Source organism: Kocuria sabuli (assembly GCF_040981185.1).
Taxonomy (GTDB): Bacteria; Actinomycetota; Actinomycetes; order Actinomycetales; family Micrococcaceae; genus Kocuria; species Kocuria sabuli.
This window is the reverse complement of the sequence record NZ_JAVHZE010000007.1, coordinates 67,163-90,081: the sequence shown is the minus strand read 5'-3', so window position 1 is coordinate 90,081 and position 22,919 is coordinate 67,163. Positions and strand designations below refer to the sequence as shown.

The following is a 22,919-nucleotide window of genomic DNA, read 5'->3' as shown; positions in this document are numbered from 1 at the left end:
CCGTCCGGCCGGGCGCCCTCCGGGCAGGTCAGGGGCTGGGCTGGAGGGGGCCGGCGGAGCGTGCGGGTGCCGTGGCCCCGGCCGGCAGGGCGTCTCCGCCCAGGTGCTGCGGTGCGCAGGCGGCCACCCAGTCCGCCAGCTGGTCGTTGTGCAGCGCGACCGCGGCCAGGCCCCGGACCCCGGGCAGGGCCTCGGCGGCGGTGAGCATCGAGCGGTCGGGGCAGTAGGCGATCACCACCCCGTGGAAGGACCGGGCCCGCGCGGCCTGCTCGGCGGTGCCGATGCGCACCCCGCGCGCCCGGAGCCGGTGCAGGTGGCTCAGCTGCGCGACCATGACCGGGTCGGCCACGAGGATGCCGAGATCGCCCCAGGTGAGCTCCTCGGCCTGGTCGAAGGCCCAGTTGATGGCCCGGAACAGTCCGTTGGCCGGGGCCACCGGCGCGGCGACATAGGCGCGGGGCCGACCCCGCAGAACGACGGACATGACGAGCTGGGTACTCCTGCCAACAGGGGGACGGCACACGCACCGGAAGGTGGTTTCGCACAGCGTACAACCCGCCGCGGTCCCCGCCGGTGCGCGGCCGAGCGGGGCGGGTCGGCCGCGGTGCGGCAGGGCCACGCCCAGCACCGCCCACGGCGCCCGGGCTCAGCCGCGGTCCCGCACGGCCAGGACCAGCTCGGCGAGCGCGCTGAGCAGCGGCCCCTCGGCGCCCAGGGCCGGGGCCTGGCCGAGCGCCGCCACGGGGTCCCGCCGGACGGCCTCGTGGATGCGCTGCTTGACGTCGTAGCCGATCTGGGCGTCGTTGAGCAGGTCGAAGACACGGGCCCCCGGATCCGGCACGGCCGTCGTGCGCAGGCCCGGGGAGCGGACCACGACACCCGCTCCGGGCGGGACGTCCGGAACGGTCACCGAGACCCGCCCGTCCCGCCGCACGACGGACGCGGGCACGGTCTCGCCGTCCACCGTCACGGCGGGGTCGGTCAGCTCGCCCGCACCGAGGACCGTGACGGTCCAGGTCCGGGCCGGCGGCAGGCAGCCGAGGTTGCCGTGCGCGGGACCGATCGTGAACTGCCCGGCCGCCACGTCCAGGGCCAGCTCCGTGCGGGCCCAGCGGGCCGGGTCCCGGCCGTCGCCGCCGTCGTCGTCCTCGTCCAGGACGGCCCCGTGGGAGGCCCCGGCGACCACGAGCACCTCCAGCTCCGCGGGATTGCCGATCCCCGGCGCGGCGTCGCCGCCGGAGCCGGCCAGCGGGACGATGGCGCCCGCCCGCGCCAGGACGGGCACGTCGTCGAGGCCGCGGTGCAGGACGAGCTCCCGTCCGCCGTCGTAGACGGTGCCGGTGAACAGATCCGTCCAGGAGCCCTCCGGCAACCACACCGGCACGGCGGCGCGGGTGAGCACGGGATCCAGCGGGACGGTGACCGGGGCGACCATCAGCTCGGGGCCGAACAGGTACTGGTTGCGGTAGCGGTAGGCCTGCTCCGCCTCCGGGTGCTCGAAGTACAGGGGACGGACCAGGGGCACCCCCTCCACGGCGGCGGCGCGGTTCGCCGTGTGCAGGTAGGGGAGGAGGCGGTGGCGCAGCCGCAGGCCGCGCTCCATGGCCTCGGCGTAGGGGGAGCGGTAGCGCCACGGCTCCTTGGCGATGAAGTCGTTGTTGCCCGAGTGCAGGCGCAGCACGGGGGAGAACACCCCGAACTGCAGCCACCGGGTGGCCAGCTCGTCGTCGCGGGCGCCGAAGATGTGCCCTCCGATGTCGTGGCTCCACCAGCCGAACCCGATGTTCGCCGCCGTGGCGGTGAAGTACGGCTGGAAGGCCAGCGAGGCCCAGGAGATGACCGTGTCCCCCGAGAACCCCACGGGGTAGCGGTGGCTGCCGGGCCCCGCGTACCGGGAGAGGATCAGCGGCCGCCGCCCGCCCGAGGCCGAGTCCAGGAAGTGGTAGTGGTTGAGCACCCACAGCGGGTCGACCCCCGGCACCCGGGAGTGCTTGCCGGACTGCCAGTCGATCCACCAGAAGTCCACGCCGTCAGCCTCCAGGCTCCGGTGCAGGACCTCGAAGTACGCGGCCATGAACTCCCGGTCGGTGACGTCGAAGGCCACCGGCTCCTCCGTGGCGGGGTCCCGCCCCAGGGCCTCGGCCACGGAGGGATAGTGGTCCTCGAAGGAGCGCACGCCGTCGGCCGGGTGCAGGTTGAGCGTGACGCGGTGCCCGTGCTCGTGCGCCCACGCCAGGAAGCGCCGCGGGTCCGGGAAGAGCTCCCGGTTCCAGGTGTAGCCGGTCCAGCCGGAACCGTGGTGGCGCTCCACGTGCTCGTCCGTGAGGTGCCAGTCCATGTCCACGACCAGCACGGAGAAGGGCAGCCGGCGCCGGGCGAACTCGGCCATCAGCTCCCGGTACTCGGTCTCGTCGTAGGCGTGGTAGCGGCTCCACCAGTTGCCCAGGGCGTAGCGGGGCAGCACCGGCTGCGGCCCGGACAGGGCGTAGAGGGCCCGCAGGGCCTCCTGGTGGTCGTGGCCGTAGCCGAAGAAGTAGAGGTCCACCGCGCCCTCCTCCCGGGCGCGCGGCGCGTACCAGCCGTCCTCCGTCAGCAGCACCGAGCCGGAGTCGTCGATCACGCCGAACCCCTCGCGGGAGGTGGTGCCCGGTTCGAGCGGAACGGGCCCGTCGGCCTCGTCGAGGGTGCGGGCGGTCCCGCCGAGCGTGGGGGCCGGCGTGCCGTAGCGCCACACGCTGTGGTAGCTGGTCACGCCGCCCCGCACCTGCACGGACAAGCCGGAGGGGCTGAACTCCCGCTCGTCGTAGCTCAGGTGCACCCGGTCGGTGAACAGCTCGACTCCGGCCTCCGAGCGCCGGACGCGGAACTGCGGCACCGGGAACCGGCGGTGCACGGCGAAGGCGGACGGGCGGTCCTCGAACCGGCCGCCGGGACTGTACTCCAGGCGGAGCAGCCCGTCGGTGAGCACGGTGATGCGGTAGTGCTCGCCGGCGACGACGGCGCCGGGCTCCGGGGTGCCCTGGCCGGTGGGACGGAATCGGGGGAGCGGCATGACCCCAGCGTAGGACGACGGGGGCGGGACCCGCCCGGGCCCGTGCGGACCGGCTAGCGCAGGGCGGCGCGCACGCCCGGACGGACGGCCACGACGAGCCAGACCACGTCCACCACCAGCTTGAGCGCGGCGGGCAGCAGATACAGCGGCTGCATCGCGCCCTGCACTCCGGACATGGCAGGAACCGCGGGCACGGCGAGGAACAGCACGACGTTGACCAGGGTCCCGAGGACGGCCAGGGAGGCGAAGACGATGCCGAGGATCCAGGCCCACTGCCGCTGCTCGCGCAGGGGGAAGTACACCAGGGCGTAGAGGCCCGCGTTGATGCCGATGCCCAGCACCGCGCTCGCGAGCACGAAGCCCGTCCCGAGGAAGGGGACACCCGGCGCCGCGGCCAGCTGCTCCGACGAGGCCGCGTAGCCGATCAGGCTCCCGAGCACGCTCAGCGCGAAGGACGCCATCGTCAGCTTCAGCAGCAGCCGCAGGTCCGGGGTCGCCGGCGGGATGCGCCCGGCCGCCCAGGGACTCCCCGGGGTGCCGGGGCCGTGGGCGCTGTGCGGGCCGTACGGGTACTGGGACATGGAGGGCCTCCTCGCGGCAGGACGGGAACCCGTCGGGGCTCAGCACCGAACCTATCCGCTGATCCGGCTTCCCCGGCCGTTCGCCGGTGCGGAGCACCGGGCGAGTCGTCGAGCGCCGCCGCTCAGCCGCGCGGGCGCAGCTGGACGGTGGGCAGGGCGGGGGCCGGCAGCGGAGCGGGCTGCCCCGCGGGATAGGGGCCGAAGCGCGGGGTCGACGCCTCGTCGCCGGCCGGCGCCGGCTCGGCCCCGATCTCGGCCTGCCAGGCCGCCCGGTAGGAGGCGACCTCCTCGTGGCTGCGCCCCACGAAGTTCCACCACATGACGATCTGCTCGCCCAGGGGCTCCCCGCCGATCAGCAGCGCCCGCACCGGGCGCAGCCCGGCCTCAAGGACCACGCTTCCCCTGCCGAGGGGCAGGTAGACCAGGTGGTCCTCCGGCACCGGTTCCCCGTCGAGCACCAGGTCCCCGGCGTCGAGCAGCACCCCGTGCTCGCAGGCCGGGTCCAGGTCGAGCTCCAGCCGGGCGCCGGCGTCCAGGGCGATCTCGGCGGCCAGCAGCGGCGGGGTGCGGGTCTGCACGGGGGAGACGGAGCCGGCCAGGGAACCCACGTACACCAGCAGCCGGCTGCCCGGACCGTGCACGGGCTCCGGCGCGTAGCGCTCGAGGCCCGGGGCCGTGTGCCGGGTCCCGTCCGGCAGCGCGTACCACAGCTGCACCCCGTGCAGGAGGTCGGTGCCCGGGGTCGAGAACTCCTGGTGGGAGATCCCGCGCCCGGCGACCATGAGGTTGACCTCGCCGGGACGCACGATCGCGTCGTACCCGGCGGAGTCCCGGTGGGCGATCGCGCCGGTGAAGAGCAGGCTCACCGTGGCCAGCCCGGTGTGCGGGTGCCGGGCCACGGCCATCCCCCCGGACGCGGAGACCGGGTCGGGGCCGTAGTGGTCCAGGAAGCACCAGGAGCCGATCAGGCTGCGCCGGCGCTGGGGCAGGGTCCGGCGCACGGTCATCGCCCGGGGCCCGCCCAGGGGCACGTCGCGCGGCGGGAGCAGCTGCGCGCCGCCGCCGCCGTCCGCGCAGACGACCTCCTGGGGGTGGGCGTCCAGGTTGGTCACGACTGTCCTCCGGATCCGTTCGACGGCGCCGGGGTGGCCGGGGCCGGGGTCCTCGGTGCGGCGGTCCGGGACCGGACGGGGTGCCGGGAGAGGATCGAGATCCGGTTGAAGGCGTTCATCGTCACCGCCGCCCACTGCAGCGCCGAGAACTGGGCATCGGTCAGCGCTTCCCGGGCCTCGGCGAGCTCGGCCGTGCGCTCCTGCTCCTCGGGCAGGACCGTGGCGGCCTCGCCGACGGCCAGCGCCGCGCGCTCGAGGTCGGTGTACAGGGCCTCGGCCTCGCGCCAGGCGGTCAGCACGGCCAGCTGCTGGGTGCTCACCCCCGCCTTCACGGCGTAGCGGACGTGCAGGTCCAGGCAGTAGGCGCACCCGTTGAGCTGGGAGATCCGCACGTTGACCAGCTCGAGCACCGCCCGGCCGAGACCGGCCTCCTCGGCGGCCTCGGCGACCGCGCCGGCCAGCCCGTTGAGCGCGCGCCAGCTGTCCGGATCGGACTTGTCGAGGAAGAAGCGGTCACGGGCCGTCATGGGTTCTCCTCATCGTCGGCGCGGTCCGGCCCGACGATCGCCCGGACCGCTCTCCCCAGCAGACACCCCGGCGCCCACCCCGTCAAGGGCGGGCCCCGGCGCACGGCGGGACGGCACCGCACGACGGCGCGGCGGAAAGTCGCGGACCGCTCAGCCGGCCGCCGGGCCGGTGACCAGCGCCGCGGTGGCCGCGGCGATCGCCTGCTCCTCGTCGGTGGGCACCACGAGCACCTCGACCGCCGAGTCCGGGGCCGAGATGCGGCGGGTCTCGCGCGAGCGGGCGGCGTTAGCGTCGTCGTCGAGCCGGATCCCCAGGGCGCCGAGCCGGTCGCAGACCCGGGCCCGGAACGGCGCGGCGTTCTCCCCGATCCCGGCGGTGAACACCAGGGCCTGCGCACCGTCCACGGCCACGTGGTAGCCGCCCACGTACTTCGCCAGGCGGTAGGCCGCCATCTCCAGCGCCAGCTCGGCGCGCTCGTCGCCGCGCTCGGCGGCCTCCTGCACCGCGCGCATGTCGTGGTCGCCGGCCACGGCCCGCAGCCCGGACTCCTTGTTCAGCACGGCGTCGAGCCGCTCGGGGGTCAGCTCCGGGTCCCGGCGCAGGACGGCGGTGACCACGGACGGGTCCAGGTCCCCGGTGCGGGTGCCCATCACCAGGCCCGCCAGGGGGGTGTAGCCCATCGACGTGTCGTAGGACCGGCCGTCCTTGACCGCCGTGACCGAGGCGCCGTTGCCCAGGTGGGCCACCACGCAGCTGAACCGCTCGCGCGGCACGCCCAGGAACTGCGCCGCCTGTCCCGTCACCCAGTCGTGGGACGTGCCGTGGAAGCCGTAGCGGCGGATGCCCCAGCGCTCGTAGAACTCCTCGGGCACGGCGTAGCGCCACACGTGCTCGGGCATGGTGCCGTGGAACGCGGTGTCGAACACGCACACCTGCGGCAGCTGCGGCCACTTCTGCTGGACGGCGCGCAGGCCCAGGACGGCGGCGGGGTTGTGCAGGGGCGCCAGCGGGGAGAGCTCCTCGATCGCCCCGATGGTCCCGCCGTCCACGAGCGCCGGCTCGGAGAACAGCTCGCCGCCGTGCACCACGCGGTGGCCCGCGGCGTCGATGCCCCGTCCGTCCAGCTCGTCCTCGAGGCGCTCGGCGAGCAGCTCCAGGGCCTGGGTGTGGTCCGCGATCCGCGAGCTGCCGATGTTCTCGATCAGCCCGGAGGTGAGCACGGTGCCGCCGTCGGCGCCGGGATCCAGCTCCCGGACCTGGTACTTCAGCGAGGACGAGCCGCAGTTGACGACGAGCACGAGCATGGTGGGACTCCCTGGGACGGTCGGGACGAGGACGGGCCGGCGGAGCGCCGGCTCACATGTGCTGGGCCTGGATCGCGGTGATCGCGACCGTGTTGACGATGTCGTCCACGGTGCAGCCCCGCGAGAGGTCGTTGACCGGCCTGCGCAGCCCCTGCAGGACCGGGCCCACGGCCACGGCCCCGGCGGACTGCTGGACGGCCTTGTAGGTGTTGTTGCCGGTGTTGAGGTCCGGGAAGACGAACACGGTCGCCTGCCCGGCCACGGTGGAGCCGGGCAGCTTGGACGCCGCGATGGAGGCGTCCACCGCGGCGTCGTACTGGATGGGGCCCTCGACCTCGAGGTCCGGGTCCGCGCCGCGCACGATCTCGGTGGCCGCACGGACCTTCTCCACGTCCTGGCCGGAGCCGGAGCCGCCGGTGGAGTAGGACAGCATCGCGACCTTGGGCTCCACCCCGAACTGGCGGGCCGTGCGGGCCGAGGCGAGCGCGATGTCCGCGAGCTGCTGCGCGTCCGGGTTCGGGTTGACGGCGCAGTCGCCGTAGGCCAGCACGCGGTCCTCGAGGAGCATGAAGAACACGGAGGAGACGATCTTCACGCCCTCGGAGGTCTTCACGAACTCGAGGGCCGGGCGGATCGTGTTGGCGGTGGTGTGCGCGGCGCCGGAGACCATGCCGTCCACGTCGCCCATCTGCACCATCATGGTGCCGAAGTAGGAGCCGTCGAGCATCCGCTCCAGGGCCGTGTCCCGCTGCACGCCCTTGTGGGAGCGCAGCCGCACGTACTCGCCGGCGTACTTCTCGCGCAGCGCCTCGTCGTGCTCGAAGTCGACGAGCGTGAGGCCGTCGTCGTCGAAGTCGAGGTTGATGCCCTCCGTCTGGCACAGCAGGGCGATCCGCGCGGGGTCGCCCAGGATCGTGAGGTCGCAGAAGTTGCGGCGGTGGATCATCTCGGCGGCCCGCAGGACGCGGGGGTCCTCGCCCTCGGGCAGCACGATGTTCTTCCGGTCCGTGCGGGCCGCCTCGACCAGTTCGTGCAGGAAGCGCAGCGGCGTGCGCCGGAGCGGGCGCGGCAGGTCGAGGCGGCTGACGAGCTCCTCGCCGTCGACGCGCCGGGCCCACTCGCCCAGCGCGGCCGCGACCTTGCGCGGGTGCGCCCCGGAGAGGGTGCCGCGGGAGCGGGAGACCGCGCGGGCGGCGCTGTAGGTGTCGAGCTCCGTGGTCAGGACGGGGAAGGGCGCGGCGGCGGTGAGCTCCTGGATCCGCCCCTCGGTGCCGAAGCCGCCGGTCAGCAGCATCCCCGAGGGGACCGGCAGCGCCGGGGACAGGGCGGAGGCCAGGGACGCGACGACGATGTCGGAGCGGTCCCCGGGCGTGATGACGAAGTCGCCGTCGTCGAGCTGCTCGAGGTAGTGGGCCACCGTCATCGCGGCGATCTTCACGCCCTTGACGTCGCGGTCGAGGGACACGGTGGACGGCCCGTCCCCGAACCCGTGCCGGTCCCGCAGCTCCGCCACGGTGGGCGCGGCCACCGCGGAGTTCTCCGCGAGCACGTAGACGGGCAGCCCGCGCACGCCCCGGGCGGCGTTGGCGCTCAGCCGCTCGACCCACTCGGGGCGGGCCCGGTTGACGATGACGGCGAAGATGTCGCACCGGGCCTGGTTGAGCTCGGCGCGGGTCACCTCGATCGCGTTGAGGACGTCCTCGGGGCTCTCGGACTCGTCGGCGCCGATCACGGCCAGGACCGATGCGCCGAGGTTGTTGGCCATCCGGGCGTTCATGTCGAACTCCGCGGTCGCCGCGTTGTGCGCCAGCAGGTCCGTGCCGTCCACCACGACCACGTCGCAGTGCCGGGCCATCTCGCCGTAGACGCTCACGGCCATCGAGTCGAGCTCGTCGTGGTCCCCGGCGGCGAGCAGCTCCCGGGTGCGGGCCAGCGAGAGCCCGCCGCGGCACCGCTCGTCCGGGAGGTCAAAGTTGCGCTTCATGAGCTGGACCATCGGGTCCTCCGCGGGGCTCGCCCCGAGGTGGACGGGGCGGAAGTAGCCCAGGCGGTCGGTCTTGCGGAACAGCGAGTCGGCCAGTCCGAGGGCCACGAGCGACTTGCCGGACTGCGGTGTCATGGCACTGACGTAGATGCCTCGGGTCATGGTGTCGGCGTCCTCCGGTGGGCGGGCTCGGGGCTGGAGTGCTCGCCCCAGTCTACGGTCCGCCCGTCCGCGCGGACGGGCGGCGCCGCACCTGCCCCGGGGCCTGCGACGCGCGCGGAACGGCGGCGGGGTGTCCTCGTCCCCCCCCGGGGTTCTCCCCGGGCGCCGGGGGTGGGAGACTGGGGTCATGCTGGTTGCCTTCTCCGTCTCCCCGTCCGGTGGCTCCGACGACACCGGGTCCGTGCACGACGCCGTCGCCGCCGCCGTCCGCGTGGTCCGCGACTCCGGACTGCCGCACCAGACCGATGCCATGTTCACCACGATCGAGGGCGAGTGGGACGAGGTCATGGACGTCGTCAAGCGCGCCACCGAGGCCGTCGGCGACTACGGTCCCCGCGTGTCCCTCGTGCTCAAGGCCGACATCCGTCCCGGCCGCACCGGTGAGCTGGAGGGCAAGGTCGAGCGGCTCGAGGCCGCGATCCGGCGGCAGGCGATCGAGTCCTGAACCGCGCCGCCACGGCCGCGCGGGTACGGCCCGCGGGCGTCGCCGACGCCCCCGTGTGGTCCGCCCTGCACCTGCGCTGCCTCGACGAGACCTACCGCCCGCTCTTCGGCGACGCCTTCGCGGAGCGACAGCAGGGCGCGGCCGACCGCACGGCCGGCTACGACCGCGAGCTCCTCGCCGATCCGCGCGTGCGCACCCTCCTGGCGGTCGACGACTCCGGGGCCGCCCTCGGACTGGTCTGCGCCGGACCGGCACCTGCCGCCTGGGAGTCCCGGGCCGGCGTGCCCGGCCCCGTGGTCCCCCGGCAGCTGTTCCAGCTCTACACGCTCGCCGCGAGCCACGGCAGCGGCCTGGGCGCTGCGCTGCTGGACGCGGCGGTCGGCGCCGCGGACGCGTACCTGTGGATCATGGACGGCAACGACCGCGCCGAGCACTTCTACGTCAAGCACGGCTTCCGCGCCCTGGACGAGTCCTTTCCCGCCGGCGGGCCGTGGACCGGCCGGCGCATGCACCGGATGGTGCGGACGGGGCGGGCGTGAGCCGCTCGGCCCGCCGCGGGCGCCGGGCGCCGGAGCCCGCGGCGCCCGACGGTCCGGCGGCCGGCAGCTACGAGATCTCCACCGGCACGGCCGAGCTCGTGCCGGACGAGTACGCCCCCGGCTCCTGGGTGCTGCACGTCAACGGCGTGCCCTCCTCCCACGTGGACCCGGAGCACCCCGAGCGGCTGGACTTCGAGTACATGCGCTGGATCGCCGCGCTCGTCGACGCCCACGTCGCCGCGCACCTGGAATCTTCCGCGCTGCGGGTGCTGCACCTCGGCGGGGGCGCCTGCTCGATGGCCCGGTACCTCGCCGACGCCTACCCGGCGGCGCGGCAGGTCGTCGTCGAGCTCGACGGGCGGCTCGCCGAGCTGGTCCGGCAGTGGTTCGACCTCCCGCGCGCCCCGCTGCTGCGCCTCCGGGTGGGGGAGGCGCGCGCGGTCACCGAGTCGCTGACCGCGGCCACCCGGGACGTCGTGGTCCGGGACGTGTTCGCCGGGGCCACGACCCCGGAACCGCTGACCACGGTCGAGTTCGCCCGGCACGTGGAGCGGGTGCTGGCCCCCGGCGGGCTGTACGTGCTCAACTGCGGGGACACCCGGGACCTCGCCGGGGCCCGGGCCGAGCTCGCCGCCCTGTCCGAGGTCTTCGAGCACGTCGGCGCCGTGGCCGACCCGGCGATGCTCAAGGGCCGCCGCTACGGCAACATCGTGCTGGCCGCCTCCTCCGCGCCGCTGCCCGTGGACGGCTCGCCGGAGGCCGCGGCGCTGACCCGGGAGCTGCTCGGCGGCGCGGTGCCCGCCCAGTACAAGGACGGGACCTGGGCGCGGTCCTTCGTCGCCGGTTCGCCGCCGCGCCGGGACGCCTGAGCGCGCGGCCCGCCCGCGCGGACGGGGCCGCCGCGTGACGCAGCAGCTGCGGGGCCGGGAGCAGCGCTCCGGTCCGGGCTCACGGCTCCCGGGCGAGACCCCGGGCTGTGAGCTCGGCCGTCACGTCCTGCTGCCGGTCCCGGGTGAGCGGGTGGGGGCCCTCGGGGGAGAGGTGCTCGCGCTCGATCTGGTTCGTGACACGGCTGTGGAGCACCTGCAGGTCCACGAGCGGGAGCTCGTCCAGGTCCGCGGTGACCTCCTCGGCGGGATCGAGGACGGTGCTGCCGCCGGGCCGGAGGTCCGTGACGGGGAGATCGGTGCTGTCGTGCACCGAGGGGGAGGAGGTGTCCTCAGGGGCCGGGGCGGGCGTCGGCAGGGCCTCGACAGTGGGAGAGATGGCGGGAAGAGAGTGCACGAGAGCTTCTTTCGCTGGCTACGACAAAGTCGTGGCCGACTACTCGACGCACTCCTCGATCGTAGCCACCCGGCCCGGAGGACGCCACCGCCGGCGGGGAGCCGGCTCCACCGGACCGTCCGCGGTCAGGCCATCGCCCCGTCCGAGGGCGACGGCGCGGACCGGGTCCGGGCAGCAGGGGGCACGGAGGGGTTGAAGTGCGTGCTCGGCGATCCGCCGTTCGCCGCGGCCACCAGCTCCGCCGCGACGTCGCGCAGCTTGACGTTCCGGCGGTTGGACGCCGCGGTCAGCAGGGCCACGGACTCGTCCTGGGTGCAGTCCTGGCGGGCCATGACGATGCCGATGGCCATGTCGATCGTGGCGCGCGAGGCCATGGCCGCGGCCATGTCGAGCTGCGTCTCCCGCTGCCGCGCCAGGCGCAGGGCCAGCCGCAGGGCGCGGGAGGCCAGGGCGACCTCCCGCTCGATCACCTGGGTGGTGCGTGCGTCGAACTGGCGCACCGTCGCGGAGTAGACGTTCAGCGCGGCCCGCGCCTCGTCGTCGAGCTCGAAGGGCACGGCCAGCACGGACCGTATCCCGTGCTGCGCCGCCGCCCGGCTGTAGGGGGGCCAGTGCCGGTCGGAACGGGTGTCGGCCAGCAGCACGACCCGGTGCTGCTCCGCCGCACTGAGGCAGGGACCGCTGTCGAAGGCGTACTGGACCTCGTCGAGGGCGGCGGCCCGTTCGTGGCTGGTGGCCACCGTGGCCGCGCCGGCACCGCGCAGCAGCGTGACCGAGCACCACAGGTCCTCGGTGTCCTCCGCGAGGTTCCGTGCCGCCGTGCTCACGAACTGCTGGAGGAAGTCCGTCAGGTCCTCCGAGGCCAGCAGGAGATCGTCCAGTTGTACCGAGCGCGCGTCGATCAGCGTCGGATCCACCATGGGTCAGGCCCACCCGTTCCATCCTGTGTGCGGGCCCCCTCGCCGCAGTCGAGGCCGGCGTGGATGCACGCCGGCGGCAGAACCTTACCAGCAAGTACCCACGGGCGGAGGACAGGTGTCGCGGGGCCCTGCCCGCCGGACCGCGGGCCCTGTGAGGGGTGGTGCGCTGCCGGGGAGGAGTCCTCCCCGGCAGCGCACCACCCCTCGGGGCGACGGACGCGGCCCTGTGCCGTCAGGGCCGCGCCGTCAGTCCTGCAGCGCGAGCAGGGCCGTGCTGTCGGCCGCCGTGCCCGCCAGCTGCGGCGCCCATCCGTCGTCGCCCTCCAGGTAGGTGCGGACCGTGAAGCGGGCCGCCTCGCCGGCCGGCAGCTGCGGGCGGTCGGGGGAGACCTGCGCCCCCGGGCCCCGGTTGTGGTGCTCGGCGAAGCGCGCCTCGCGCCACGAGAAGCCGCTCATGTCCGTCCACGGGCTCGCCGAGACGTGGGCGCCGAGCCACGAGTCGCGGACCAGGACCTGCGCCACGGCCCGCGGATCCCCGCTGGGGTGCCACGGGCGGCCGAGGTGCACGGTGCCCGCGGCCGCCCCGGACGTGAAGCGGCACCGGTCGAAGAGGTACCCGTGCGCGATGCTCAGGTCCTGGCTCCCGGCCGTGACGTATCCGTTGTTGGTGGCGGAGCCGCGGTCGAGGGACCGGATCTCGCAGTCCTCGAAGACGGCCGTGCCGCGGCCGAAGACGAAGTCGACGTCACCCTCGACGTAGCACCGGTCGAACCAGGACCTCGCGACCACGCCGCTCGCCGGTGAGTTGACCAGCAGGGTGTCCTGGTTGCCGAGGAAGCGCACCCCGGACAGGACCGCCCGGTCGCCCGTCAGATGCAGGGCCACGGCCTGGCGGTTCTTCATCTCCGGGTGCGCGGTCTCGTCGAAGTCGTTGCCGAACGTGAGGTTGCGCGCCACGAAGTCCGCGCCGTCCACCCGGACGGAGGCGCTGCCGGACGTGCCGAACGGCCCGCTCCCGTCGGGCTTCATGGTGCCGGAGGCGTTGTCGTACACCAGCACCACGTCCTCGGGCCGGCCGCCCGTCCCGACGAGGGAGATCCGGGGCTTGCCCGACGGCACGCGCAGGACCTCCCGGTACTCCCCGGGCTGGATCCGGACGACCGTCCGGCGGGCGCCGCCCGGCTCCGCCGCGTCCACGGCGGCCTGCACGGTCCGGAAGGGCTTGCCGGGGCCGACGTCGAGCACCACAGGGGTGTCCACGGGCCGCTCGCTCGGCCAGTGCATCCGGGCCAGAGGATCCGTCACGGCGTCGGGATCCGGGAACCAGCCCGGCGGCACGATCCGCTTCGACCGCAGCTCGCGCGCGACCAGCCGGGCCACCGCCAGGGCGCCGAGGGCCTGGAAGTGGGTGTTGTCCTCGGAGCCCTGCGGATACTGCGGGTGCTCTCCCGGGGCCAGGTGCAGGAAGTGGGACGTCGTCCCCTCCGGGCCGAGCCGCTGCCACAGGTCCTTGGACGAGGCCGTCAGGTCCACGAGGGGCGTGCCGGTGGCCGCGGCGAGGTCGCGCACCGCCTGCGGATAGGCGCCGTGGGTGTCCCGTGCGGCCCCGAAGGCGTCGAAGCGCCGCCGCTCCACCGGGGTGACCAGCACCGGCTGCGCGCCCCGCTCGGCGGCGCCGTCGACGTAGCGGCGCAGGTACTCCTCGAAGGTCGAGCCCGGCAGGGTGCCGCGGGCCGGGTCCTGGACCTTCGCGTCGTTGTGGCCGAAGGAGATCAGCAGGTGGTCGCCGGGCTGGAGCATTCCCAGCACCCGGTCCAGCAGCCCGGCGTCCGCGTAGCTCTTGGAGGAGGCCCCGGACCAGGCGAGGTCGAGCACGCCCGCCTGGGGGCCCAGCAGCAGGGGCAGGGCCTGGCCCCAGCCCGCGCGGGGGCGCTCGGAGTGCTGGTACGCGGACGACGTCGAGTCCCCGACGACGAACAGCGCGGGGCGGGTGCGCCGCGTGCCGCCGCTGTTGCCGGTGGCCCCCGTCGTGGCGAGGGCCGGTGAGCCCGCCGCACCCGTCAGGGCGGCGGCGCCGGCCGCCAGGGCGAACGCGGTCAGGACGGTGCGCCGGGTCGGCGCTCCGACGGGCCTCACCGGACACCGCCGGTGCTGAGGACGGGGCCGGCGGTGCGGGCGAGCAGTGCCGGCACGGCCTGGGCGGCGTGCACCTGGGTGCGCAGCGTGGGCGTCCAGGAGGTGTCGTGGGTCAGCTGCTCGGCCTCCGGGACGGCGGCGTTGTACGCGGCCCGCACGTCGACCTTCTTGCCGTTCACGGTGTTGTCCACGGTGGCGATGGTCGTGCCCTTGTACCGGCCGATGATCTCCGCGGCGTCCGTGCCGGCGGGGAGGGTGAAGGCGTTGGCCTCCGCGTAGATGTGCGACTCGATCCCCGCGCCCAGGGAGTACACGTAGGGGACGGAGCCGTTCTCGGGCACCACGTAGTGGTTGTTGTAGACGTCCACCTGGCCGTAGCGCACCCGGGGGGCCCGCTGGCCGACGTCCTCGAACACGTTGTGGTGGACGCTCACCCGCAGCTTGCCGGGGTCGCCGCGGGTGGGGGAGTCGGTGGAGCCGATCAGCATCAGCTTGTCGTGGTCGGTGAAGCGGTTGAAGGAGATCGTGACCAGGTCGGACCCGTTGGTCACGTCGACCGCGCCGTCGTGCACCTGGTAGGGGGTGCCGAAGTAGGACGGCTGCTCGCTGTCCGGATTGGGGGCGTCGGTGAACTCCGAGTGGTCGACCCAGACGTGCGTGGCGCCGTTGATGACCTGCAGCAGGTCGTACTCGCTGTTCCAGGCGCCGGTCCTGCCGTCGCCCGGGTCCCACGCCGGGAAGCAGTCGGCGGCGTCGGAGAACGTGAGGTTGCGGAGGATGACGTTGTCGGCGCCGTTGATCCGCAGCGCCGCGCCCCGGATCTCGCTGTCCGGGCCCGCTCCGACGATCGTGGTGTTGCTCGGGACGTTCCAGCGGATGGTCCGCGCCTGCTTCGCGGCCGCGGCGCGGCGGGCGTCCTCCTGCGCCCCGGCCGGGTCCCGGTCCCGGCCCCAGACGGCGGGGTCGTAGTCCTGGAGGTACTGCTCCAGCTCGTAGCCCGTGCCGGCCGCGTAGTCCGTGCAGCTCAGGGCGGAGCCGTCCGCCGCGGTGTTGGCGTCGATGGTGCCGTGGACGCGGATGATCTTCGGCCGCTCGCCCGAGGCGGCGAACGCCTCGAGGAGCCCGGCCCGGTCGCTGACGTCGTGGACGTCGGCGGGCGCGGCCGCGGCCCCGCCGGTGGTGCCTCCGTCGGCCGAGGCCCAGCCGTCGCCGGCGGGCAGGACCTGGCGCTCGAGCGGTGTGCGGGCCGACTGCGCCGTCGGGTCGGCCAGCAGGCCGGGGGAGGCCGCCGCCGGGGTCGCCGCGAGGATCGCCACCGCCGCTGCCGCGGCGGTGGACATGGACAGGTACGAAGCGCGTTTCCGCATGGTTCCTCTTCCGTCGTCTCGGTGGACACGCCCCGGTGAGCGGAAGAACTGTGATGGGGGTCACGGGGGAGTGCTGAGCAGGACGGTAGCAGAAAGCGCTTTCCAGAAACGGGGACTGGGGTATTCATGCCCAAGAGGAACCGTTCGGGGGAGATCCATGCCCAGAGTGACATTTCGGACCCGCCCGGGCGGGCGGCTTCCGCCACGCCCTGGTGCCGCACGTGCAGAGGGCTCGGAAGGGGCGGGAGCGCGGCGCTCGGCCGCGGCGCCGGGCGGACCGGGGACGTGGGCGCAGGGGCCCGCGGCGCAGGGGCTCAGGAGGCCGTGGGCCGCTCCTCCACGGAGGCCACGAACTCCCGGGCCAGGTCCACCAGCTCCTCGGTCCGCTCGATCTGCGGCATGTGCCCGGTGTCCGGGAACACGTGCAGGCGAGCGCCCGGCAGGGCGGCGGCCGCGGCCTCGGCGTGGTGGGCGGGCAGCACGGCGTCGGCGTCGCCCCACAGCACGAGCACGGGCAGGCCCGAGGCGCGGATCCGCTCGAGCAGGGCCCGGCGCCAGCCGGGCAGCACGCCGACCACCGGCAGCCCGATGCTGCGGTAGGTGCCGAGGAACGTGGCCCGGAAGTCCGGCTGGGAACCCACCGTCGCCGCGTGCCGGAGCAGCTCGGGCGTGGCCAGCGCCGGGTCGAAGAAGCAGTTCTGGTTCGACCGCACCGCGGCGGCCCGCGCCAGGGGCCGGAACCGGTGCCCGACGACGGGCAGGCGGGACATCGCGGCCCAGACCATCGGCAGCGGGGAGACGTTGGCCTCCCGGCCGAAGCCGGCGCTGTTGACCAGCAGCAGGCTGGCCACCCGCCCGGGGTGCTCCGCGGCCACGGTCATGGCCACCGCCCCGCCCAGCGAGTTGCCCATCAGGTGCACCGGACGGTCCTCGCCGACGGCGTCGAGCACGCCGACCACGGCGCGGGCGAACGCCCCGAGCCCCGGCTTCTCCGCTCCGGCGGGGGTGAGCCCGAAGCCGGGCAGGTCGGTGCTGAGCACCCGGTGGTCCCGAGCCAGCAGGTCGTGGGCGGCCGACCAGTCCTCGAGGCTGCGCCCGATCCCGTGCAGCAGCACCACGGGCGGGGCCTGCTCCGGTCCGGACCGGCGGATGCGCACGGGCCGGCCGGCGACCTCCACCGTCGTCGTCGTGCTCCCCGGCGGGCCGGCGGCGGGCTGCGGGGTGTGCTGCTCGGTCATGCGCAGGTCTCCTGGGGTGCGGCCGCGCCGCGGACGGCGGAGCGGGGGATCAGCTCGAGGGTGCGGGCCAGCGGTGTGCGCAGGGTGGTCGCCGAGTCCAGCAGGTAGTTCTGGCGCACCCGCCACGGGTGGTGGTCGCCCTGGCGCGGGAACGCGTCGATCGAGCGCCGGACGTAGCCGGAGCTGAGGTCCAGCAGGGGCCGCTCGGACATCCCGGGGGCGGCCCTCGGCACCACGGCGGCGGCGCCGTGGCGCCGCAGGTGCCTGAGCACCTTGCAGACCAGCCGGTGCGTCAGGTCCGCCCGCAGGGTCCACGAGGCGTTGGTGTAGCCGATGCACAGCGCGAAGTTGGGCACGCCCGTGAGCATGGCGCCGTTCCAGACGAACTGCTCGGACAGCTCCACCGGCGTGCCGTCCACGGTGGGCACGACCCCGCCGAAGGGCAGCAGTCTCAGCCCCGTCGCGGTGACCACGACGTCGGCCTCGAGGACCCGGCCGCTGCTCAGCCGGACCCCCTCGGGCAGGAACGTGTCGATCGTGTCGGTGGCGACCTCCGCCCGGCCCTGCCGGACCGCCTTGAACAGGTCGGCGTTCGGCACGGCGCACAGCCGCTGGTCCCAGGGGTCGTAGGACGGGGTGAAGTGCTCCGCCACGAGCTCCTCCGAGCCGAGGGCGCGCGCGGCCCGGGACGTGAAGAACTCGCGGGCCGCGGCCGGGCGGCGCCGGCAGAACTGGTACACGGCCGTGCTGAACAGGATGTTCTTGGCCCGGATCACGCGGTGGGCCAGCCGCGGGGGCAGGGCCCGGCGCAGGGCGTCGGCGCGCCGGTCCCGGCCGGGCACGGCGCTGATCCAGGTGGGGGAGCGCTGCAGCATCGTCACGCTCGCGGCGTCGCGGGCCATGGCGGGGACGATGGTCACCGCCGTGGCACCGCTGCCGACCACCACCACGCGCCGCCCGGACCAGTCCAGCTCCTCGGGCCAGAACTGGGGGTGCACCACCTGGCCGCCGAAGTCCTCGATCCCGGGCAGGACGGGGTCGTGGCCCTGCTCGTAGTCGTAGTACCCGGCGCACGAGTACAGGAACGAGCACGTCATCGTGCGCCGCCGGAGCCCGCCCTCGTCGTCGCGCTCCTCCAGGCCCAGCGTCCACCGCGCGTCCGCGGAGGACCAGCCGGCCGAGACCACCCGGGTGCGGAAGCGGATGTGCCGGTCGATGCCGAACTCCTCGGCGGTCTCGCGGATGTAGGAGAGGATCGACGGGCCGTCGGCGATGGACTGCGGGTCCCGCCAGGGCTTGAACGAGTAGCCCAGCGTGAACATGTCGGAGTCGGAGCGCACGCCGGGGTAGCGGAACAGGTCCCAGGTCCCGCCCACCCCGTCGCGGGCCTCCAGGACGGTGTAGGACAGGTCCGGGCACTCGGTCTGCAGGCGGTACGCCGCGCCGATGCCGGACAGGCCCGCGCCGACGACCACGACGTCGCGGTGGTCCGGCCCGGCGGGGCCCTCGGGGGTGGGGAGAGGTGCTGGCATGGTTCCAGGATTCCCCGCCGCACCCGCTGAGACTTGACGCAGTGCGACGATTGCTTGACCCTGGGCGACATGTCCGTGATTCGTTCCGCGGGGCTGCGCGGCTTCCGCGCCGCGGTGGCCGAGCTCGGAGGGGACGCCGAGGCGCTCGCCGACGCCGCCGGCCTGCCCCGCGCGGCCCTGGACACCGACGACCTCCTGGTCCCGGAGCGCGCCGTCGGCCGGGTGCTGGAGACCGCCGCGCGGGACCTGGGCTGCCCCGACCTGGGGCTGCGGGTCGCCGCCCGGCAGGACCCGGGCGTGCTCGGGCCGATCGCGCTCGCCGCCCGCCACTCGGAGACGGTGCGCGACGCCCTGGAGTGCGCGTCCCGCTACCTGTTCGTGCACGCCCCCTCGCTCGAGCTGGCGCTGGTCCAGGACCCCTACGGCGCCCGCGGGGTCACGGCGGTGCGCTACGGCGGGCCCGCGCCGGCCGCCCGGGGGGACGGGCCCGTCAGCCCCCAGGGCACCGACCTCGGCCTGGGGCTGCTGCACCGGGCCCTGACCTCGCTGGTCGGCGGCCGCTACGGGCTGCGCACGGTCGATCTGGACCACCGTCCCACCGCGCCGCTGCGGACCTACGAGGAGTTCTTCGGCGTGCCGGTGCGCCCGGCCCGCCCGGAGGTCCTGCTGCGGATCCCCACGAGCACCCTGGCGCGGCCGCTGCACGGGGACGCCGGCGTCCGGCAGGTGGCGCTGGCCTTCCTCGACGCCCAGCTCCCCGGTGGGGGCTCCGCGTGGACGCCGCGGGTCCGCGGCGTCCTGGTGCAGCTGCTCGGCACGGCGGCCCCGGAGATCGAGGCGGTGGCCCGCGTGCTGGACCTGCACCCCCGCACCCTCCAGCGCCGGCTGGCCGAGGAGGGCACCACCTTCGGCGCGGTCCTCGACGAGACCCGGCGCAGCGCGGCCCTGCGCTGGCTCACCACGACGGACGTGCCGCTGAGCCAGATCGCCGGACTGGTGGGCCTGTCCGAGTCCTCGGCGCTGACCCGGTGCGCCCGCCGCTGGTGGGGTGCGCCGCCGCGGGACGTGCGCCGCGGCGTGGCCCGCGCCGGCTGAGCGTGTCGCCCGGTGTCAACTTCCTGTCGCGCCGGGTCAAGCGCGTGGACGTGGGGGCGCACCACACTGGAGCCCGGAACCCGTCGTCCGATCCCAGGAGCAGCCCGTGTCCCCCTCCGCACCCTTCCGTTTCGCCGGCGCCACCGCGGTGCTCACCGGCGCGGCCGGCGGCATCGGCGAGCAGCTGGCCCACGGCCTCGCCGCCCGCGGCTCCCACCTGGTGCTCCTGGACCGGGACGCGCCCCGCCTGGAGGACGTCGCGGCCGCGATCCGCCGGCGGCACCCGCAGGCGCGGGTGCGCACCGTCGTGGCCGACCTCGCCGAGCTCTCCGCGCTGCCCGGCGTCGCCGAGGAGATCCTGGCCGAGGACCCGCGGATCGACCTGCTGGTCAACAACGCGGGGGTCGGCCTCGGCGGACGCTTCGAGCAGGTCTCCGCCGAGGACTTCGACTGGGTCATGGACGTCAACTTCCGGGCGCCCGTGGTGCTGACCCGCCTGCTGCTGCCGGCGCTGCTGCGCACGCCCGGCAGCCACCTCGTCAACATGTCGAGCCTCTTCGGCCTCGTCGCGCCCCCCGGGCAGGTGGCCTACTCCTCGAGCAAGTTCGCGCTGCGCGGCTTCAGCGAGGGACTGCGCCACGAGCTCGCCGGGCGGGTGGGCGTCACCGTGGTGCACCCCAGCGGCGTGCGCACCGGCATCGCCCGGTCGGCCCGGCTGCCGGAGGACGGGGACCTCGACCGGGCCCGGCTCCAGCGGGAGAGCTTCGACGCCCTGCTCACCTATCCCGCGGACCGTGCCGCCGAGGACATCCTGGGCGGGATCGCCCGTCGCCGGCCCCGCCTGCTGGTCGCCCCGAGCGCCGCGGCGCCGGACCTGCTCGCCCGGATGCTGCCAGGCTCCTACTGGGCGGTCGTCGGACGGGCCGCCGGGGTGCTGCAGCGCCTTCCGCGGCGACGGCGCCGCGCCTAGGCTGGCGCCATGACCAGCACACTGTCCGCCATCGCCGTCGACTGCCGCGACCCCGAGAGCCTCGCCCGCTTCTGGTGCGACGCCCTGGACTACGTCGTCCACGGGGAGGCCGAGGGCTACGTCGGGATCGCGCCCGCGGAGGGCGCCGGTCCGCGCCTCGACTTCCTGCTCGTCCCGGAGCCGAGGACCGTCAAGAACCGGCTGCACCTGGACCTGCGGGCGGCGGACACCGACCAGGACGGCGAAGTGGCGCGCCTGGAGTCCCTCGGAGCGCGCCGGGTGGACGTGGGCCAGGGCCCCGAGGTGACCTGGGTGGTCCTGGCCGACCCGGAGGGCAACGAGTTCTGCGTGCTGGCCGACCCCGAGGACGGCTGAGCCGCCCGGCTCAGCCCGGGACGCCGTCCACGTAGAACCACCGGCCGTCCTCGCGCACGAACCGGGAGTCCTCCCGCTGCCGCCCCCGCGCGCCCGCGGCGCCGCGCCAGTGGGCGCTGAACTCCACCCGGCCCTCGTCCTCGAAGGGCCCGCCGCCGCTCCCGCCGTGGACGTCGAGCCGGTACCAGCGCACGCCCGGGTCCAGCTCCACGGACGCCGGGCGCGTGCTCGGGTGCCAGGTGGCCAGGAGATAGGCCTCGTCCCCGGCCGCGAAGGCGCTGAACCGGGAGCGCATCAGCAGCTCGGCGGTGGGCGCGGGGCGGCCGCCGTGGAAGCGCCCGCAGCACGCGCCGTAGGTCTCGCCGGTGCCGCAGGGGCAGCGGGCGTCGTCGTCGATCATGTCCCCGATCCTCCCACCGCGGGCCGCCGCCGGCCCGCGAGGTGACAGCGGACGGCCACCGGGAGCGTTCCGGCGGCCGTCCGCCGCGGGTTCGGCGAGGAGGCGCTCAGGCCATCCAGCCCTCGACCACGCCCTTGCCGAAGAACACCACGAAGGCCGCCGCCACCACGTACATCAGCGGGTGGACCTCCTTGCCCCGGCCCTGCACGAGGCGGATGAAGACGTAGGAGACGAAGCCCGCCCCGATGCCGTCGGCGATCGAGTAGGTGAACGGCATGACGGCGAAGGTCAGGAAGGACGGCACCGCCAGGCCCCAGTCGTCCCACTCGATGCGCACGACCTGCTTGGCCATGAGGAAGCCGACGACGACCATGGCCGGGGCGACGGCCTCGAACGGCACCACGTTGACCAGCGGGGTGATGAACGTCGCGAGCAGGAACAGCACGCCGGTGACCACGTTGGCCAGGCCGGTGCGGGCGCCGTCGGCGATGCCGGTGGAGGACTCCACGAAGATCTGGTTGGAGGACACGGAGCCCGCGCCGCCGGCGATCGCGCCCGCGGCGTCCACGAGCAGCACCCGGTCCACGTTCTCGATCTGGCCGTTGCGGCCCACGAGACCGGCCTGCTGGGAGAGCCCCACCATGGTGCCCATCGCGTCGAAGAAGATCGAGAGCAGGATGGTGAAGACGAGCAGCAGCGCCGCGAGCGCGCCGAGGCTCTGGAACGCCTCGAGCGGGGCGACCGCGCCCACGAGCGAGAGGTCCGGGAGCGCCACGAAGGAGGAAGGTGTCGAGGGCACCACGAGCGACCACCCCGTGGGGCTGTCCACGGACGATCCGGACGGGACGACGGCCTCGAGCACGTGGGCGAGGACCGTGGTGAGGACCACGGCGATCAGGATGGCGCCGCGGACGTTGCGCACCATGAGGGCCAGGGTCAGCAGCAGGCCGACGACGAACGTGAGCATGGGCCAGCCCAGCAGCGTCCCGCCGTCGCCGAGCTGCACCGGGACGGTGGTGCCGGCGGCGTCCGGGATCCGGGACACGAACCCGGCGTTCACGAAGCCGATCAGGGCGATGAACAGGCCGATGCCCACGACGATCGCGGTCTTCAGCGAGGACGGCACGGCGTTGAACACGGCGGTGCGGAAGCCGGTGAGCACCAGCACGAACATGACCAGGCCCGCCCAGACGACCAGGCCCATCACCTGGGGCCACGTGAGCCCCGGGGTGGTCACGATCGTCACCGCCAGGAAGGCGTTCACCCCCAGGCCGGTGGCGATGGCGAACGGCGAGCGGGCCACGACGCCCATGAGGATGGTCATGACGCCGGCGACGAGCGCGGTCACGGCCGCGACCCGCTCGGCGCCCAGGACGTTCCCGGCGCCGTCCGGGCCGTAGCCGAGGATCAGCGGGTTGAGGACCACGATGTAGCTCATCGCGATGAACGTGGCCACGCCGCCGCGGACCTCGCTCGTGACGGAGGAACCGCGCTCGCTGATCCTGAAGAAGCGGTCCAGTCCGTTGCGCGGGGGACGGGAAGGGGTCTCCGTGGGAACGGAGGCGGAGGATGCCATGGTGGTCCTAGGGGCACTCGACGGGACAGGGCGGGCTCGACGGCGGCGGGTCCGGGGCGGCGCCGGGATCCGCGTGCCACCGGGGGAACCTTACCGGTCCCGCTCCGTGGTGTCGTCGCCCGGTCCGCGGAGGGCCCCCCGGGCGGGGCGGGGTCTGCCCGCGCGCCTCCGGGACGGGCAGCGACCGCCACGTATTCCCACATCTCCTCTTTCATGTCAAGGCCTGTGTCAGGTCACGACGGTTCATGGCGGATTGTGA

The 22,919-nt window shown here is 74.6% G+C and carries 21 protein-coding genes; 6 read left to right on the top strand and 15 right to left on the bottom strand.

Going from position 1 to position 22,919, the window contains the following annotated elements; genetic code table 11:
* Positions 1-28: 28 nt before the first annotated feature.
* The 7 genes from RE027_RS09185 to pta all read right to left on the bottom strand — a co-directional run bounded on the left by RE027_RS09185 (position 29) and on the right by pta (position 8,723).
* Positions 29-484, bottom strand: coding sequence for a hypothetical protein (locus RE027_RS09185; protein WP_368807945.1), 456 nt, complete (start codon positions 482-484; stop codon positions 29-31).
* A gap of 162 nt (positions 485-646) precedes the next feature.
* Entirely contained in the window at positions 647-3,052 is a 2,406-nt protein-coding gene (locus RE027_RS09180; RefSeq protein ID WP_368807944.1) for a TIM-barrel domain-containing protein, read from the bottom strand.
* Positions 3,053-3,105: 53 nt separating this feature from the next.
* On the bottom strand, positions 3,106-3,633 hold the full coding sequence (locus RE027_RS09175; protein ID WP_368807943.1) for a hypothetical protein: 528 nt from the start codon (positions 3,631-3,633) through the stop codon (positions 3,106-3,108).
* A gap of 122 nt (positions 3,634-3,755) precedes the next feature.
* Positions 3,756-4,745: a pirin family protein gene (locus RE027_RS09170; protein WP_368807942.1), complete on the bottom strand. Its 990-nt coding sequence runs from the start codon at positions 4,743-4,745 to the stop codon at positions 3,756-3,758.
* Positions 4,742-5,272 carry a carboxymuconolactone decarboxylase family protein gene (locus RE027_RS09165; RefSeq protein ID WP_368807941.1) on the bottom strand — a complete coding sequence of 177 codons (531 nt, stop codon included), beginning with the start codon at positions 5,270-5,272 and terminating at the stop codon, positions 4,742-4,744. The genes RE027_RS09170 and RE027_RS09165 overlap by 4 nt, the downstream gene beginning before the upstream one ends.
* Before the next feature lie 150 nt (positions 5,273-5,422).
* Complete coding sequence (locus RE027_RS09160) at positions 5,423-6,577, bottom strand: acetate/propionate family kinase (RefSeq protein ID WP_368807940.1); 1,155 nt, start codon at positions 6,575-6,577, stop codon at positions 5,423-5,425.
* 52 nt (positions 6,578-6,629) lie between these two features.
* Positions 6,630-8,723 carry a phosphate acetyltransferase gene (gene pta, locus RE027_RS09155; protein WP_368807939.1) on the bottom strand — a complete coding sequence of 698 codons (2,094 nt, stop codon included), beginning with the start codon at positions 8,721-8,723 and terminating at the stop codon, positions 6,630-6,632.
* Between the two features lie 187 nt (positions 8,724-8,910).
* Between pta and RE027_RS09150 the strand changes: the two genes are divergently transcribed.
* From RE027_RS09150 to RE027_RS09140, 3 genes are read left to right on the top strand one after another with little or no spacing between them, the layout of a single operon-like run.
* On the top strand, positions 8,911-9,228 hold the full coding sequence (locus RE027_RS09150; RefSeq protein ID WP_368807938.1) for a thiamine-binding protein: 318 nt from the start codon (positions 8,911-8,913) through the stop codon (positions 9,226-9,228).
* 53 nt (positions 9,229-9,281) lie between these two features.
* Positions 9,282-9,767 (top strand): GNAT family N-acetyltransferase, encoded by a 486-nt coding sequence (locus RE027_RS09145; protein ID WP_368807937.1) that lies wholly within the window; start codon positions 9,282-9,284, stop codon positions 9,765-9,767.
* Entirely contained in the window at positions 9,764-10,636 is an 873-nt protein-coding gene (locus tag RE027_RS09140; protein ID WP_368807936.1) for a spermidine synthase, read from the top strand. The genes RE027_RS09145 and RE027_RS09140 overlap by 4 nt, the downstream gene beginning before the upstream one ends.
* Before the next feature lie 79 nt (positions 10,637-10,715).
* Here the strand turns inward: RE027_RS09140 and RE027_RS09135 are convergent, their stop codons facing one another.
* The 6 genes from RE027_RS09135 to RE027_RS09110 all read right to left on the bottom strand — a co-directional run bounded on the left by RE027_RS09135 (position 10,716) and on the right by RE027_RS09110 (position 18,244).
* Positions 10,716-11,051, bottom strand: a complete 336-nt coding sequence (locus tag RE027_RS09135; protein WP_368807935.1) for a hypothetical protein — start codon at positions 11,049-11,051, stop codon at positions 10,716-10,718.
* Between the two features lie 125 nt (positions 11,052-11,176).
* Positions 11,177-11,971: a GAF and ANTAR domain-containing protein gene (locus RE027_RS09130; RefSeq protein ID WP_368807934.1), complete on the bottom strand. Its 795-nt coding sequence runs from the start codon at positions 11,969-11,971 to the stop codon at positions 11,177-11,179.
* Positions 11,972-12,217: 246 nt separating this feature from the next.
* Complete coding sequence (locus RE027_RS09125) at positions 12,218-14,107, bottom strand: pectinesterase family protein (RefSeq protein ID WP_368807933.1); 1,890 nt, start codon at positions 14,105-14,107, stop codon at positions 12,218-12,220.
* Positions 14,104-15,474, bottom strand: coding sequence for a pectate lyase family protein (locus tag RE027_RS09120; RefSeq protein WP_368807932.1), 1,371 nt, complete (start codon positions 15,472-15,474; stop codon positions 14,104-14,106). The genes RE027_RS09125 and RE027_RS09120 overlap by 4 nt, the downstream gene beginning before the upstream one ends.
* A 314-nt stretch (positions 15,475-15,788) precedes the next feature.
* Entirely contained in the window at positions 15,789-16,712 is a 924-nt protein-coding gene (locus RE027_RS09115) for an alpha/beta fold hydrolase (RefSeq protein ID WP_368807931.1), read from the bottom strand.
* Entirely contained in the window at positions 16,709-18,244 is a 1,536-nt protein-coding gene (locus tag RE027_RS09110) for a flavin-containing monooxygenase (protein WP_368807930.1), read from the bottom strand. The genes RE027_RS09115 and RE027_RS09110 overlap by 4 nt, the downstream gene beginning before the upstream one ends.
* Before the next feature lie 69 nt (positions 18,245-18,313).
* On the opposite strand from RE027_RS09110, the gene RE027_RS09105 reads away from it, so the two are divergent.
* From RE027_RS09105 to RE027_RS09095, 3 genes are all read left to right on the top strand, one after another.
* Complete coding sequence (locus RE027_RS09105) at positions 18,314-19,339, top strand: AraC family transcriptional regulator (protein ID WP_368807929.1); 1,026 nt, start codon at positions 18,314-18,316, stop codon at positions 19,337-19,339.
* Positions 19,340-19,445: 106 nt separating this feature from the next.
* The gene (locus tag RE027_RS09100) at positions 19,446-20,309 is read left to right on the top strand and encodes an SDR family NAD(P)-dependent oxidoreductase (protein ID WP_368807928.1); all 864 of its coding nucleotides are present in this window, start codon (positions 19,446-19,448) and stop codon (positions 20,307-20,309) included.
* A gap of 9 nt (positions 20,310-20,318) precedes the next feature.
* Positions 20,319-20,684, top strand: coding sequence for a VOC family protein (locus RE027_RS09095; RefSeq protein WP_368807927.1), 366 nt, complete (start codon positions 20,319-20,321; stop codon positions 20,682-20,684).
* A 10-nt stretch (positions 20,685-20,694) separates the two neighbouring features.
* On the opposite strand, the gene RE027_RS09090 is transcribed toward RE027_RS09095, so the two are convergent.
* Positions 20,695-21,084, bottom strand: a complete 390-nt coding sequence (locus RE027_RS09090) for a YchJ family protein (protein ID WP_368807926.1) — start codon at positions 21,082-21,084, stop codon at positions 20,695-20,697.
* 106 nt (positions 21,085-21,190) lie between these two features.
* Entirely contained in the window at positions 21,191-22,660 is a 1,470-nt protein-coding gene (locus RE027_RS09085; protein ID WP_368807925.1) for an NCS2 family permease, read from the bottom strand.
* Between the last annotated feature and the right edge of the window lie 259 nt (positions 22,661-22,919).